Genomic DNA, 13,539 nt, shown 5'->3' on the forward strand with positions numbered 1-13,539 from the left:
TCCTTCTCGATCAGGCGGTTTGCAGCACGCCCCGGAAGATCGGATCTTCCATCGCGCGGCCGGTGCCGATGGCCACGCAGGTCAGCGGGTCTTCGGCGATGGTCACCGGCAGGCCGGTTTCGTCGCGCAGTTCGTCGTCCAGCCCCTTGAGCAGTGCGCCGCCGCCCGTCAGGACGATGCCCTGGTCGACGATGTCGGCCGCCAGTTCAGGCGCGGTGTTTTCCAGCGCGATGCGGACACCTTCGACGATGGTGCTGATCGGTTCCGCCAGCGCATCGGCGATCTGGCCTTGGTTGATCGAGATTTCCTTGGGAACCCCGTTCACCAGATCGCGGCCCTTGATATGGATCGTTTCGCCGACGCCGTCTTCGGGCGGCTGGGCGACGCCATATTGCTTCTTGATCCGTTCCGCCGTGGCTTCACCGATCAAGAGATTGTGGTGGCGACGGACGAACGACACGATCGCCTCGTCCATCTTGTCGCCGCCGACACGGACGGAGGTGGTGTAGGCCAGGCCGCGCAGCGACAGCACGGCGACTTCGGTCGTGCCGCCGCCGATGTCGACCACCATCGACCCGATCGGCTCGGTCACCGGCATGTCGGCGCCGATCGCGGCGGCCATCGGCTCCTCGATCAGAAACACCTGGCTGGCGCCGGCATTGCTGGCGGCGTCGCGGATCGCGCGCCGTTCCACGCTGGTCGAACCCGACGGCACGCAGATCACGATTTCAGGGGCGCGCCAGGGGCTGTGCTTGCCGCCATGCACCTTGGTGATGAAATGCTTGATCATCTGCTCGGCGACGTCGATGTCGGCGATCACGCCATCGCGCAGCGGGCGGATGGCTTCGATCGAATCCGGGGTCTTGCCCATCATCAGCTTGGCGTCCACGCCGACCGCCTTCACCCGCTTGACGCCGTTCAGCGTCTCGACCGCCACCACCGACGGCTCGTTCAGTACGATGCCGCGGCCGCGCACATAGACCACCGTATTGGCGGTGCCGAGGTCGATGGCCATATCCTGCGAGGTGAATTTGAAGAGACGCGAGAAGATCGACATGCCTTATCCTGTATCGCCCGCCGTCCCCGCGACGCGATTGGGGACCGGTCGGAAAGCTGTTCTGCTCTTGCCGTTCACCTCTTCTTTCTTGCGCCTTGCAGTGCAAAAAATTCAGGTTCGCGGCTCGCGGAAAGCGCTCGATTGGGCTAGTCCCTAATCAATGTCAATACGCCGTCTGCCCGAACATCTGGTCAATCGTATCGCTGCCGGTGAAGTGGTCGAAAGACCCGCCAGCGCGCTGAAGGAGATCGTCGAAAACGCTTTGGACGCGGGTGCGACTCGCGTCGCCATCCGCCTGTCCAATGGCGGGCTGGATCGGATCGAGGTCAGCGACGATGGCTGCGGCATGGATTCGGGCGACATGGCGCTGGCGCTGGAGCGCCACGCCACGTCGAAGCTGCCCGACGATGCCATTGAAAATGTGGCCACATTGGGCTTCCGCGGGGAGGCGCTGCCCTCGATCGCCAGCGTGGCGCGCCTGTCGATCGACAGCCGGCCGCGAGGGGCCGATGGATGGAACCGCACGGTCGACAATGGCCAATTGGTGGCGGAGGGGCCGATCGCCTTGCCACCCGGCACCCGGGTCATAGTGGAGCAGCTATTTGGCAAGGTGCCGGCGCGGCGCAAGTTCCTGCGCTCGCCCAAGGCGGAATATGCCGCCTGCCTCGACATTGTCCGTCGTCTCGCAATGGCACATCCCGCCGTCGCTTTTTCGGTCGAACATGACGGTCGCCGGGTGCTGGGCGTGCAGGGCGAGGAGGCGCGCGAGGAGCGTGTCGCGGCGCTGACGGACCGGGCGCTGGCGGACAATCATGTGATCGTGTCGCTTGAACGCGAAGGCATCCGCCTGTCCGGCGTCGCGTCGATCCCGACCTACAATCGCGGCGTGGGCGATCATCAATATTTGTTCGTCAACGGGCGACCGGTCCGCGACCGCTTGCTGATCGGGGCACTGCGCGGCGCTTATGCCGACATGTTGGCGCGCGACCGGCATCCGGTCGTGGCGCTGTTCCTCGACGTGCCGCCGCTGGAAGTGGATGTGAACGTCCATCCCGCCAAGACCGAGGTGCGTTTCCGCGATCCGGCATTGATCCGCGGCATGATCGTATCCGGCCTGCGCCGCGCGCTGGATGCGGAGGGGTTTCGCGCGGTGCAAAATGCCGACCCGGCGGCCCTGGGGGCGTGGAAGCCCGAACCGGTCTCGCCCACCCCGATCGGGTCGATGCCGATCTTCGAGGCGCCTGCCGCCTCACCGGCGAGCTACAACCAGTTTGCGCCATCCTCCTTTGCCGATCGCCGCCCATCCTTCATCACCCCGCCACCGCAGGCCCGCGCCGAACCCGCCGCAGCCCCTGCGCCGGAAGGCAACAGCTTCCCACTCGGCGTGGCGCGTGGTCAGGTGGCGCGCACCTATATCGTGGCGGAAGCAGAGGATGGGCTGGTCATCGTCGATCAACATGCCGCGCATGAACGGCTGACCCTGGAGCGGATGCGCCGGGCGATGGAGGGGCAAGGCGTCGCCTCGCAGGCGCTGCTGCTCCCCGAAGTGGTGGAACTGGACGAACCGGCCTGCGACCGATTGGAGGCGCGCATCGCGGAACTCAAGGATTTCGGCCTGGACCTGGAGCGATTCGGTCCATCGGCGATGCTGGTCCGATCGGTTCCGGCGATGCTGGGGCAATCGGACGTGCAGGGCCTCGTCACCGATCTGGCCGACGATCTGGCCGCCTATGACAGCGCGCTGTCGCTCAAGGAGCGGCTCGATCTGGTGGCCGCGACCATGGCCTGCCACGGATCGGTGCGGGCAGGGCGGGTGCTGAGCGTCGCGGAAATGAACGCCCTGCTCCGCGAGATGGAAGTCACGCCGCGATCGGGCCAGTGCAACCATGGGCGCCCGACTTGGGTGAAGCTGGGCCATGGCGACATAGAGAAATTATTCGGGAGGAAATGAGCCGATGACGATCCTCTTTGCCCTGCTGCTGGCTGCGGCGCCTGTTGCCGAACCGGCCTGTACAGCCCCGGCACCCTTGGCGGAACCCTGGACGAGCTGGACCCAGAGCGGGCGGGCGCAGGCCGGGGCGCAGGTACAGGGCGCACCCGCGCTCATGCTGGGCAAGCCTGTCGTCGCCGATCTGACGCCCGCCGATTATGTCCAATTCGCCGCAGCGCCGGGCAAGGGCGCGAAGGAAGGGCATGGCGGGCTCTTCACCCTGTCGCTCAGACAGGCCGCACGCATCGGCATTGCGCTGGATGGGCCGGCCTGGGTCGATGTCGTTACCGGCAAGGTGGCTGTAGAATCGGTCGAGCATGGCCATGGCCCGGCCTGTTCGGGCATCCGCAAGATCGTCTGGTTCGACCTGCCGGCCGGGCGGCATATCGTGCAGATTGCCGGGGCCAAAGCACCGACCATCCGCATCATGGCCGCCGATGCCAAGGCCAATCAGCCGGTGGCGGCAGCGAACTGAAACGCTATCGCTCCACCGCCATCCGCACGGCAAGGCCGCCCAGCACCGTGCCCATGAACCAGCGCTGGAGCGTCAGCCACAGCGGCCGGCTGCCCAGAAATCCGGCGATCGATCCGGCCAGGCAGGCGATGACGCCATTGACCGTCAGGCTGATGACGATCTGCGTCGCGCCCAGCACCAGCGACTGGCCAAGGATGTTTCCGCGCGCCGGATCGACGAATTGCGGCAGCAGCGACAGGTAGATCATCGCGACCTTGGGGTTGAGCAGGTTGGTGATCAGGCCCATGGCGAACAGCTTGCGCGGGCCGTCGATCGGCAGGTGACGCACCTGAAAGGGCGATCGCCCGCCCGGCCGCACCGCGCTCCAGGCCAGCCACAGCAGATAGAGCGCGCCGCCGATCCGCAACGCATCATAGGCGAAGGGCACCGCCATCAGCAGCGCGGTGATCCCGAACGCCGCACAGACCATGTAGAAGAGAAAGCCGCAGGCCACGCCAAGCAGCGATATCATGCCGGCCATCCGTCCCTGCGCAATGGAGCGGGAGATGAGATAGAGCATATTGGGGCCGGGCGTCAGCACCATGCCCAGCGAGATCAGCGCGAAGGCGGCAAGATGGGGCGCGCTGGGCATGGTCATTCTCCCCCTGGGATTTGGCGGGATATCCATGCCCGGATGCGACGCACGGGCAAAGGTCCGGCTGGCGCGGGCTGGCCCCTATTGCGGGCGGGTGCGCCACATGGCGATCGGGATCATGGTCAGGACCGGCCTGTCGTCCTGGTTGAAGATCGTCACTTTGTTGCGGACGATGCCCATTTCCGGGCGGCTTTGCGATGCCTTCTTGTCGATCACCTCGCTGCGTCCACGCAGCGTATCGCCGGGCCGTACCGGGCGCAGCCAGCGCAATTCGTCCACGCCCATCGCCCCCAGGCTGGCCGCCTGGCGACCGGGCTGCCGCTGCATTTCCGCGACGAACATCTTCATGAACAGGGCGGTGGTGTGCCAGCCGCTGGAGGACAGCGTCCCGAAATGGGTCTGCGCGGCCGCTTCGTCGGACAGATGGAAGGGTTGCGGGTCGAACTCTGCCGCAAAGGCGATCGTCTCATCGCGCGATACCGTCAGCGGGCCGAAGTCGAAGCCGTCGCCGATCGCGATGTCCTCGAAATAGACAATTTCTTCCGCCATCATCCGTCTCCCATTGCAACGGATGAAGGCTTAGAAGCGGTTTCCGTTTACGTCAATGTCAGGGTTTGATCAGGCCCTGCAACATAGCCGCATCGCCATCGGATGGTTGCGGCGTCACGCCCAGCAGCCGGGCCAGCAGTGGATAGACGTCGACATTGGCGAAGTCGGCCGACGGGCGAAACCCCGTGTTGAAGGCCGGGCCGTTGGCGATGAACAGCGCCTGCATTTCTGGAGCGCGATCGTCCCAGCCATGGTCGCCGCCGGTGATCGGCTTGGTCGGGGTCGTATTCTGGAACACCCAACCGGTTTCCGCGAGGCAGAAATAGGGCGGGATGCGACGGTGCGTGCCATAGTGGAAGCGCGCCGGGATTTCGCCCTTGCGCCAGCATTGCATATGGCCACGCGACTTGAACAGCGCGGCTTCCAACGTCTTTTCATGGCCCGGGACCGCGGCCAGGCTGGCATAGGGGCCGGTTTCGACGGTGCGATAATCGGCCGGGTTCGCGATCTTGTCGAGGACGATGACCCGGTCGTTCGCCTTGGCCGCCATGCCGTGGTCGGACACGATGACGATGTTCGCGGGCTGGCCCATCGCCTTCAGTCCGGCGATCAGGTTGCCGATATGGGCGTCGACATCGGCCACGGCCTGGGTCGTTTGCGCCGCATCGGGGCCGTTGACATGGCCAGCGGTGTCCACCTCGTCGAAATAAAGGGTGACGAAGCGCGGGCGGATGTCGGCCGGGCGGCGTAGTATGTCGAGGACGCTATTTACCCGCTGGATCGCGCTGATCGCCTCATTGAACTGCGCCCAGTCGCTGGGGCGCGATCCGTTGCTGATGCTATAGGGCCATTCGGCCGCCTTGGTGCCGCCCCAGGCGACGTTGGAACCGGGCCAGAACATGGTGGCGGTCCGCAGGCCCTGTTTCTCGGCGGTGATCCAGATCGGCTCGGCTTCGTTCCACCAATAGGGATCGTCGCTGGCCATGGTGAACTTGTCCTTGGGCCGGCTCTCATCCTCCATATTGTTGGCGACGATGCCGCTGCGATCAGGCCGGTCGCCGGTGACGATCGCCCAGTGATTGGGGAAGGTCTTGGTCGGGAAGGACGGGCGCATCGACGCCTCGACGCCTGCGGCGGCCAGCGCGTTGAGGTTGGGCGACACGTTGCGGGTCAGATAGTCGGGGCGGAAACCGTCGATCGACACCAGCAAGGTGATCGGCGCGCGCTGCTCGGCGGGTGCAGACGCGATGGCGACGGGATGCGGCTGCATCGGCGCGCAGGCGCCCAGCAGGGCGGAGGCGGACAGGGCGAGGGCTAGGGGCAGGCGGCGGAGGGACATCAGCGACTCTTCATGTTTTGGCATTGCCCGCTGCTTAGCAGCCGGACCATGTCGGTAAAGTGACGAAGACGTCAGGAAGCCGCAGCGAGATGATCGGCGATCGCCATCCACGCGGCGCGTTTGGCGTCGCGCGACAGGCTGGCATAGGCGCCGCTGGAGGAAGGCAGGTCGATTAGGGGCAGATCCTGCCGCTCGCCCAACTGTCGCCGACCATGTAGCCCGGCTGTCTTGCCGTTGAAGGCGATGGCCCGGAGCGCGGGCAGGCGCGCGACGAAGGCGCCAAGATCGCGCAGTTCCGCGCCACGGATCGATCCGTCCAGACTGCCTTCGCGCTCGGCGCTCTCGATCACGTCCCACAGGCCAATGCCGCGCGCGCGCAGCCGTTTGAGCCGCATCGCATAGGGCTGGCCGCGCAGATCTTCGCCCAGCACATCCCCGACCAAAGTCCAGAAAGCGTTGCCGCGATGGGCATAATATTCGCCCTGCCGGATCGACGCATCGCCCGGCAGGCTGCCCAGGATCAGGACGCGCGTATCGGCATCGACGCTGGGCGGGAAGGCTGCCTTGCGCTGGGCAGGCATCTGGCCAAGCCGCAGCGCCATGGGATCAGACGTTGAAACGGAACAGCATGATGTCGCCGTCCTGCGTCACATATTCCTTACCTTCCGACCGCCACTTGCCCGCTTCCTTGGCGCCGGCTTCCCCATTATATTGCACGTAATCGGCATAGGCCATGGTTTCGGCGCGAATGAAGCCCTTCTCGAAATCGGTGTGGATCGCGCCCGCCGCCTGAGGCGCCTTCGATCCCTTCGCCACCGTCCAGGCGCGCGCTTCCTTCGGTCCTACGGTGAAGAAGGTGATGAGGCCCAGCAGTTCGTAACCGGCGCGGATGATGCGGGCGAGACCGGCTTCGGTCAGGCCCAGCGCTTCGAGATATTCGGCGCGTTCCTCGACCGGCATGGTCACCAGTTCCGCCTCGATCGCGGCGGACACGATCACCGCACTGGCGTTTTCGGCCTTCGCCTTTTCGAACACGCGCGCGGAAAAGGCGTTGCCGTCCGATGCGGCGTCTTCCTCGACATTACAGACATAGAGAACCGGCTTGGCGGTCAGCAACTGCGCCTGATTGAACAGCCGCTCTTCCTCGACATCGCGCGGCATGGTGAGGCGGGCGGGCTTGCCCTCGCGCAGCAGGTCGAGCGCCTGGCCCAGCACGGCGGCGGCGGCCTTGGCTTCCTTGTCGCCCTGCGCGGCCTTCTTGGCGAGGTTGGGGACGCGCTTTTCCAGGCTTTCCAGATCGGCGAGCATCAATTCCATCTCGACCGTTTCGGCGTCGGCGATCGGATCGACCTTGCCCTCGACATGGGTGATGTCGTCATCCTCGAAACAGCGCAGGACGTGGACGATCGCGTCGGTTTCGCGGATGTTGGCCAGGAACTGGTTGCCAAGCCCTTCGCCCTTCGACGCGCCACGCACCAGCCCGGCAATGTCGACGAAGCTGAGCTGGGTTTCGATGATCTTCGCGCTGCCGCCGATCTTTGCGATCGTGTCCAGCCGGTCGTCGGGCACGGCGACGCGGCCTTCATTGGGTTCGATCGTGCAGAAAGGATAGTTGGCCGCCTGCGCTGCCTGCGTTTCGGTCAGCGCGTTGAACAGGGTGGACTTGCCCACATTGGGGAGGCCGACGATACCGCAACGAAAACCCATTTGACTGCCTTATAAGATCGGAAACATTGGCGCGCCCGATAGCGGTTTGTGCGCCCGATGGCCAGCCTTGGCGCGTTCGTGGGCCAGAAGGGGTGGGACAAAAGGCGCAATTGCAATCGGCGGCGCTTTGCCGACATAGGCGATGATGGCTGGAGATGATATGGAACAGAGCAGAGAAACCCACTGGATCGACGAAAAGGGTCGGGCGTGGAAAAAGCGCCCTGCGCATGAAACGGGCGCATTCGGTCGCTGCCCGCGCTGCGGCGAAGGGCATATCTTCACCGGGTTCCTGACGATGCGCGACCATTGCGAGGTGTGCGACCTGGACTATAGCTTTGCCGATCCGGCCGATGGCCCGGCGGTGTTCGTGCAACTCTTCGCCTGCGTGCCGGGCGTCATCTTCATCATCATGCTGGAGATCATGGCGCGGCCGGGCCTTTGGGTGCATCTGGCCGTCGGGGTGCCGGTGCTGATCCTGACGACGCTTCTGCCGATGCGGCCGATCAAGGGCTGGCTGATCGCCGCCCAGTTCACGAACAGCGCGCAGGAGGCCGGCACTGCGGCGCTGTGGGCCAAGCTGCACGGCGGAGAGCCGCGCGGCTAGGGCTTGGGCGCGAGCTTGATTTCGAACAGTTTCGGCCAGTTTTTGCCGGTGATGAAGACGCGGTCCTTCGCCGCGTCGTAGGCGATGCCGTTGGCGACGGCTTCGCTATCGGTGACGCCCGCGGCCTTACGCAGGCGCGACACGTCGATCCAGTCGATCACGGCGCCGGTCGCGGGATCGATGCGGGCGATGCGGGTGTCGTACCAGATATTCGCCCACACCTCCCCCTTCACATATTCCAACTCGTTCAGCCGATCGACCGCCCGGCCGTTCCAGGTGACGGTGATACGGCGCTGTTCGGCTAGGCTGTCGGGATCGAGGAAACGCAGTTGCGCGGTGCCGTCGCTCATGATGAGGCTGCGGCCATCCTGCGTCATGCCCCAGCCTTCGCCATCATAGCGGAAGTCGGATAGCGGTGCGAAATCGGCCAGGTTCCAGACGAAGCCCCGGCGGTGCCGCCAAGTCAGGCTCACCAGCTTGTCGCCCCAGTTGACGATGCCCTCGCCGAAATAGGGCGGGTCGATGATGCGGCGTCGCAGGACTTTCCCCGTCTTGAGCGCCACCTTGCGGATGTCCGACTGGCCCTCCAGCCCGGTACTCTCGTAGAGCGCGCCGTCATGGTAGAAGAGACCTTCGGTGAAGGCGGTCGCGTCGTGGGGATGGGTGGCGACCAGCGTCCAGGGGGTGTCGGCTTGGGCGGGGGGAACCAGAAGAAAGGCGCTGACGAGCGCGAACAGGATGCGATTCATTCCGCCGCCTGGCTTTCGATCGCGGTAGCCAGCCATGAGGGAAGGGTAGCGGGATCGAGCGTTTCGACCCGGCGCAACTCGATCGACAGGCCCATATCGGGCAAGGCGGCACGCTGGCGCTTTTCGTCCGCCTGCGCGATCGGCACGGCGACGAGGCGGCGGCTCACCTTGTTGCGATAATGCATCCGGGCGGTGTTTTCCTGCCCGACATAGCAGCCCTTGTCGTAATCGACGCCGTGCAGTTCCTCCGCATTGGTTTCCAGCCACAGCGTCTGGTCCTGACCTAGTTCGTCCACGCCTTCGAATACGCCCAGGGCCAAGCGATGCGCGCGGAAAGCGGGGGCGGCGTCGCCGGGCGTGGCGGGCGCGATCCAGCGATGGCCGAGCGCGGGCAGGCGTGGGTCGAGCGGAGAGGTAGGAGGCCAAATACCAGAATCGATAAGTGATCTAAGTGCCAAGCCCGCTGGTGGTTGAGGCGACCAATGCACCGCAAGCCCCTCTTCGCGGACGATCGCCACCTTGCGGCGCAGGCGGTAGATGGTCAGTCGTTTGGCGAGCGCATCGGCCTGGGCGGCTTCGCAGTCGATCAGCATGTCGTCGCCCTCCGCCCACAGGATGAAGTCGAACAATGCCTTGCCTTGCGGCGTCAGCAGTCCGGTCCAGCGTGGCTGGCCGGGAGTAAGGGTCAGGACGTCGCGGGTGAGCAGTCCTTGGAGAAAGGCTTTGCCCTCCTCGCCGGAAATTCTCAGGATCGCGCGGTCGCTTAGGGTGGTGCCGGTCATCGGCTTTAGGTAGGACAGTCACGTCAAATTACCAACCCGTTCGGGCTGAGCGAAGTCGAAGCCCTTGCCTGAGCGGAGCGAAGGCCTCACTGCGTTCGGCAGTGCCCTTCGACTTCGCTCAGGGCGAACGGACTTATAAAGCGGAAACCTACGCCATGACCCAGACCTTCGACATGATCCTCAAGAACGGCACCGTCCATACGCCGGGCGGCGCGGAGAGCGTGGATGTGGGCGTGCGCGGAGGGAAGATCGTGGCGATCGGCACGGCATTGGGCGACGCAGGCGAGGTGATCGACTGCACCGGCCTCGACGTGCTGCCCGGTTGCATCGACAGCCAGGTCCATTTCCGCGAGCCGGGGCTGGAGCATAAGGAAGACCTCGAATCGGGCAGCCGCGCCGCGGTGCTGGGCGGCGTGACCGCCGTGTTCGAAATGCCCAACACCAATCCCAACACCGACACCGCCGAGCGGGTGCATGACAAGCTGAAGCGCGCGCATCATCGCATGTGGTGCGACCATGCCTTCTATGTCGGGGCGACCGCCGACAATGCCGAGCAGTTGAAGGAGCTGGAACGCATCCCCGGCACGTCGGGGGTAAAGATCTTCATGGGCGCCTCGACCGGCAGCCTGCTGGTGGACGATGATGACGCCCTCTCGCGGGTGCTGACGAGCGGCACTCGCCGCGTCGCCATCCATGCCGAGGACGAGACGCGGATGAACGCGCGCAAGGTCCATGCGCTGGAAGGCGATCCGTCGACCCACCCCGTCTGGCGCGACGATGAAAGCGCGATGATCGCCACGAAACGCATCATCGCGCTGGCGCGCAAGGCGCGCCGTCGCATCCACATCCTGCACATCACGACGCCCGCCGAACTGGAATATATCGCCCAGAACAAGGATATCGCGACCTGCGAAGTGACGCCGCAGCATCTGACGCTGGCGGGCGAAGACGCCTATCCGCGCCTTGGCACCTATGCGCAGATGAACCCGCCGATCCGATCGGGCGCGCATCGCGATGGCCTGTGGTTCTGGCTCAACCAGGGCGTGCCCGACGTGCTGGGCAGCGACCATGCGCCGCACACGATCGAGGAGAAGGCCAAGACCTATCCCGCATCGCCCAGCGGCATGCCGGGGGTGCAGACTTTGGTGCCGTTGCTGCTCAACCATGTGGCGGAGGGGCGGCTGTCGCTGCGGCGCTTCATCGAACTCACCTCGTCGGGACCGCAGCGGGTGTTCGGGCTTGTCGGCAAGGGACGGATCGCGCTCGGCTATGACGCCGACTTCACCGTGGTCGATCTCAAGAAACGCTGGACGGTGGGCAGCGACTGGCTCGCGTCGCGCTGCAACTGGTCGCCGTTCGAGGGCGATCAACTGACCGGCAAGGCGGTCGGCACCATCATTCGCGGCAATCGCGTGATGTGGGAGGATGCGCTGGCCAATGCGGCGGTGGGTGAAGCGGTGCGGTTCGAGGCGACCCAGTTCGCCTGATATCGTCCATCCGTCCGCTTCGAGACCGGCTCGAAACGGACGGATGGAGATTTATGCCGTCGCCAGCCGGTTGCGCCGCGCGTTGGCGATCCCGTCGCTGGCGAAGAAGATGAGGCCGAGCCAGATCAGTCCGAAACTCGCCATCTGGCCGGTGCTGAGCTTTTCGCCGAACAACAGCACGCCGCACAGAAATTGCAGCGTGGGCGCGAGATATTGCATCAGGCCGAGCGTGGCCATCGGCAGGCGCTGGGCGGCGACAGCGAACAGCACCAGCGGCACCGTGGTCACCGCGCCGGAGATGATGAGCAGCGCGGTGGTCGGCATATCCTGCCCGAAACCGACGCCGCCATGCCCCATTTCCCATATCAGATAAGCGATGGCGAGCGGCGTGAGCAGCGCGGTTTCGACGCCCAGCCCGGTCATCGGCGCCACCGGCGTCAGCTTGCGCAGCAGGGCGTAGAAGGCGAAACTGAAAGCCAGCGCCAGACTGATCCACAGCGTGGTCAGCGCCGACGCGGCAAGAATGGCGACGCCGATGGCGGCGACGCCGATCGCCAGCATTTGCGGGAGCCGCAGCTTTTCCTTGAGTACAAGGACACCCAGGGTGACGTTCACCAGCGGGTTGAGGAAATAGCCCAGGCTGGCCGCGACGATATGGCCGCCGTTGACCGCCCAGACATAGGTCAGCCAGTTGACCCCGATCATCATCGCCGATCCCGCCAGCGGCACCACCAGTCGCCGGTCGCCCATGGCGCCAAGGAAGGCGGGCAGCCCTTTGCGGGCGGCGATGATGGCGACGATCAGCAGCAGCGACCAGAGGATGCGCTGGGTCACGATCTCCACAGGATCGACATGGTGCAGCAGGCGGAAGAAGAGCGGCAGCAGCCCCCATAGGCCATAGGCGGCCAGTGCGGCGAGCAGACCCTTGCGCGCTTCCGGATGATCCCGGATCAGAATATGCCGCCGCCCAGAAACAGTCGCAGCGCGCCGAAAGCGGCGACGATCAGGCAGAAGTTCCGCCCGCCATTTTTCGACGACATCATGCCGACAAGGGCGCCGAACAGGGCCAGCGGCACCAATATCCAGTTGAGCGCGCCCAGCAGCGGAATGATCGCGGGGATCATGAGGATGAGGGTGACAAGGCCGATGAAGCCTGACAATATATTGAGCATCGGCCCATCATGGCCGACCAACTGTCCCAGAGCAAGACAGCGGGACAAGGCCAGTCGATAAGAGCTGGCCATCTGCGCAAAAATCGGCAGATTCACCAAATATCCTAATGGAATATTAACTTGCCCTCTTCATGGCTTGTTTACGAAGGAGTGAAGCATGGCGCGTGTCCGGTCTGTAGCGATGGTTTCTCTGGTGCTGGCGCTGGCCGCGTGCGGCAAGGGGGACAAGGATGCCAGCCTCGCCGCGCTCGATGCGCAACTGACCGACAATGCGACCGACCCGGCGCTCAAGGGGGCGCTGGCCGATCCGATCGTCGTCGATCCGCAGTTGGTGGGTCAGGCCAACCGCAATGCCGTGCGTCCCGCCGATCGGCCCGCCAATGGCGCGGTGCCGGTCCTGGCCGGAGACGCTGGCGCAGCGCAGGCGGAGGCGGTAAAGTCGGCCGGCGGCAAGCTGATCGCGGCCCCGGCGGCGAGCGAGGGCGAGGCGATGGCGTCGACCGTGACGCTGGGCGCGGTCGCGCGCGAACAGGCCGGGCGCCGTGGCGGCAACGGCAACTGCGCGAAGAAACTCAATTACGGCATGGAATGGGCGCAGCGACTGCCCGAGCCCTTCGGCCTGTTCCCTGGGGCGCAACTCACCGAGGCGGCGGGAGCGGAGGCCGGTGGCTGCACCCTGCGTGCGGCCAGCTTCGTGACGCCTGCGCCGCGGCAGGGCGTGATGGATTATTATTACACGCTGGCCCGCCGCGCCGGCTATGACGGCGAGCATAAGATCTTGGGCGGCGACCATGTGCTGGGCGGCACCCGCGGGTCCGACGGCAGCGCCTATTTCATCCTCTTCACCGATGCGCCGGGCGGCAAGACCAGTGTCGATATCATCGCTGATAACGGGCGGTAGGCCTGTTGTGCGACGGCAAGTTGGACAGTTCTGGCGGAGTTTATCGTCTTAAATCACTGTAATAATTTGATTTTTATCGACTTGCCATGAACC

At 65.1% G+C, this 13,539-nt stretch carries 15 protein-coding genes; 5 read left to right on the forward strand and 10 right to left on the reverse strand.

Going from position 1 to position 13,539, the window contains the following annotated elements; all coding sequences use genetic code 11:
• Positions 1 to 10: 10 nt before the first annotated feature.
• Positions 11 to 1,057, reverse strand: coding sequence for a rod shape-determining protein (locus ABT375_RS03295; protein WP_066601439.1), 1,047 nt, complete (start codon positions 1,055 to 1,057; stop codon positions 11 to 13).
• Positions 1,058 to 1,217: 160 nt separating this feature from the next.
• On the opposite strand from ABT375_RS03295, the gene mutL reads away from it, so the two are divergent.
• Positions 1,218 to 3,008, forward strand: a complete 1,791-nt coding sequence (gene mutL, locus ABT375_RS03300) for a DNA mismatch repair endonuclease MutL (protein ID WP_416464113.1) — start codon at positions 1,218 to 1,220, stop codon at positions 3,006 to 3,008.
• Positions 3,009 to 3,012: 4 nt separating this feature from the next.
• A complete protein-coding gene (locus ABT375_RS03305) occupies positions 3,013 to 3,522 on the forward strand; it encodes a hypothetical protein (protein WP_416464114.1) in 510 nt (169 codons plus the stop codon).
• Positions 3,523 to 3,526: 4 nt separating this feature from the next.
• On the opposite strand, the gene ABT375_RS03310 is transcribed toward ABT375_RS03305, so the two are convergent.
• From ABT375_RS03310 to ychF, 5 genes are all read right to left on the reverse strand, one after another.
• Entirely contained in the window at positions 3,527 to 4,159 is a 633-nt protein-coding gene (locus ABT375_RS03310) for a LysE family translocator (RefSeq protein ID WP_416464115.1), read from the reverse strand.
• Between the two features lie 78 nt (positions 4,160 to 4,237).
• The gene (locus ABT375_RS03315; protein ID WP_416464837.1) at positions 4,238 to 4,705 is read right to left on the reverse strand and encodes a MaoC family dehydratase; all 468 of its coding nucleotides are present in this window, start codon (positions 4,703 to 4,705) and stop codon (positions 4,238 to 4,240) included.
• A gap of 58 nt (positions 4,706 to 4,763) precedes the next feature.
• Positions 4,764 to 6,044: an ectonucleotide pyrophosphatase/phosphodiesterase gene (locus ABT375_RS03320; RefSeq protein WP_416464116.1), complete on the reverse strand. Its 1,281-nt coding sequence runs from the start codon at positions 6,042 to 6,044 to the stop codon at positions 4,764 to 4,766.
• 71 nt (positions 6,045 to 6,115) lie between these two features.
• Positions 6,116 to 6,646 carry a DNA-deoxyinosine glycosylase gene (locus tag ABT375_RS03325; RefSeq protein WP_416464117.1) on the reverse strand — a complete coding sequence of 177 codons (531 nt, stop codon included), beginning with the start codon at positions 6,644 to 6,646 and terminating at the stop codon, positions 6,116 to 6,118.
• Between the two features lie 4 nt (positions 6,647 to 6,650).
• Positions 6,651 to 7,751, reverse strand: a complete 1,101-nt coding sequence (gene ychF, locus ABT375_RS03330; protein ID WP_224549453.1) for a redox-regulated ATPase YchF — start codon at positions 7,749 to 7,751, stop codon at positions 6,651 to 6,653.
• Between the two features lie 160 nt (positions 7,752 to 7,911).
• On the opposite strand from ychF, the gene ABT375_RS03335 reads away from it, so the two are divergent.
• A complete protein-coding gene (locus tag ABT375_RS03335) occupies positions 7,912 to 8,355 on the forward strand; it encodes a DUF983 domain-containing protein (protein ID WP_261934739.1) in 444 nt (147 codons plus the stop codon).
• Here the strand turns inward: ABT375_RS03335 and ABT375_RS03340 are convergent.
• Entirely contained in the window at positions 8,352 to 9,104 is a 753-nt protein-coding gene (locus ABT375_RS03340) for a glutaminyl-peptide cyclotransferase (protein WP_416464118.1), read from the reverse strand. The genes ABT375_RS03335 and ABT375_RS03340 overlap by 4 nt on opposite strands.
• Positions 9,101 to 9,886 carry a YgfZ/GcvT domain-containing protein gene (locus ABT375_RS03345; protein ID WP_416464119.1) on the reverse strand — a complete coding sequence of 262 codons (786 nt, stop codon included), beginning with the start codon at positions 9,884 to 9,886 and terminating at the stop codon, positions 9,101 to 9,103. Before ABT375_RS03345 ends, ABT375_RS03340 begins: the two co-directional genes overlap by 4 nt.
• A gap of 155 nt (positions 9,887 to 10,041) precedes the next feature.
• Between ABT375_RS03345 and ABT375_RS03350 the strand changes: the two genes are divergently transcribed.
• Positions 10,042 to 11,373 carry a dihydroorotase gene (locus ABT375_RS03350; RefSeq protein WP_416464120.1) on the forward strand — a complete coding sequence of 444 codons (1,332 nt, stop codon included), beginning with the start codon at positions 10,042 to 10,044 and terminating at the stop codon, positions 11,371 to 11,373.
• Positions 11,374 to 11,424: 51 nt separating this feature from the next.
• On the opposite strand, the gene rarD is transcribed toward ABT375_RS03350, so the two are convergent.
• Positions 11,425 to 12,294 carry an EamA family transporter RarD gene (gene rarD, locus ABT375_RS03355; protein ID WP_416464838.1) on the reverse strand — a complete coding sequence of 290 codons (870 nt, stop codon included), beginning with the start codon at positions 12,292 to 12,294 and terminating at the stop codon, positions 11,425 to 11,427.
• A gap of 29 nt (positions 12,295 to 12,323) precedes the next feature.
• Positions 12,324 to 12,545: a hypothetical protein gene (locus ABT375_RS03360; protein WP_224549578.1), complete on the reverse strand. Its 222-nt coding sequence runs from the start codon at positions 12,543 to 12,545 to the stop codon at positions 12,324 to 12,326.
• 157 nt (positions 12,546 to 12,702) lie between these two features.
• Here ABT375_RS03360 and ABT375_RS03365 point away from each other — a divergent pair, with 157 nt between their 5' ends.
• A complete protein-coding gene (locus ABT375_RS03365) occupies positions 12,703 to 13,446 on the forward strand; it encodes a hypothetical protein (RefSeq protein WP_224549458.1) in 744 nt (247 codons plus the stop codon).
• Positions 13,447 to 13,539 lie beyond the last annotated feature (93 nt).

It is taken from the genome of Sphingomonas sp. VDB2 (assembly GCF_047946695.1).
In the GTDB taxonomy this organism is placed as follows: Bacteria; Pseudomonadota; Alphaproteobacteria; order Sphingomonadales; family Sphingomonadaceae; genus Sphingobium; species Sphingobium bisphenolicum.

Excerpts from the sequence above, each read along its gene's own strand:
- ABT375_RS03295 (WP_066601439.1), bottom strand. The coding sequence starts at position 1,057 with ATGTCGATCTTCTCGCGTCTCTTCAAATTCACCTCGCAGGATATGGCC.
- mutL (WP_416464113.1), top strand. The coding sequence starts at position 1,218 with ATGTCAATACGCCGTCTGCCCGAACATCTGGTCAATCGTATCGCTGCC.
- ABT375_RS03305 (WP_416464114.1), top strand. The coding sequence starts at position 3,013 with ATGACGATCCTCTTTGCCCTGCTGCTGGCTGCGGCGCCTGTTGCCGAA.
- ABT375_RS03310 (WP_416464115.1), bottom strand. The coding sequence starts at position 4,159 with ATGACCATGCCCAGCGCGCCCCATCTTGCCGCCTTCGCGCTGATCTCG.
- ABT375_RS03315 (WP_416464837.1), bottom strand. The coding sequence starts at position 4,705 with ATGGCGGAAGAAATTGTCTATTTCGAGGACATCGCGATCGGCGACGGC.
- ABT375_RS03320 (WP_416464116.1), bottom strand. The coding sequence starts at position 6,044 with ATGTCCCTCCGCCGCCTGCCCCTAGCCCTCGCCCTGTCCGCCTCCGCC.
- ABT375_RS03325 (WP_416464117.1), bottom strand. The coding sequence starts at position 6,646 with ATGGCGCTGCGGCTTGGCCAGATGCCTGCCCAGCGCAAGGCAGCCTTC.
- ychF (WP_224549453.1), bottom strand. The coding sequence starts at position 7,751 with ATGGGTTTTCGTTGCGGTATCGTCGGCCTCCCCAATGTGGGCAAGTCC.
- ABT375_RS03335 (WP_261934739.1), top strand. The coding sequence starts at position 7,912 with ATGGAACAGAGCAGAGAAACCCACTGGATCGACGAAAAGGGTCGGGCG.
- ABT375_RS03340 (WP_416464118.1), bottom strand. The coding sequence starts at position 9,104 with ATGAATCGCATCCTGTTCGCGCTCGTCAGCGCCTTTCTTCTGGTTCCC.
- ABT375_RS03345 (WP_416464119.1), bottom strand. The coding sequence starts at position 9,886 with ATGACCGGCACCACCCTAAGCGACCGCGCGATCCTGAGAATTTCCGGC.
- ABT375_RS03350 (WP_416464120.1), top strand. The coding sequence starts at position 10,042 with ATGACCCAGACCTTCGACATGATCCTCAAGAACGGCACCGTCCATACG.
- ABT375_RS03360 (WP_224549578.1), bottom strand. The coding sequence starts at position 12,545 with ATGCTCAATATATTGTCAGGCTTCATCGGCCTTGTCACCCTCATCCTC.
- ABT375_RS03365 (WP_224549458.1), top strand. The coding sequence starts at position 12,703 with ATGGCGCGTGTCCGGTCTGTAGCGATGGTTTCTCTGGTGCTGGCGCTG.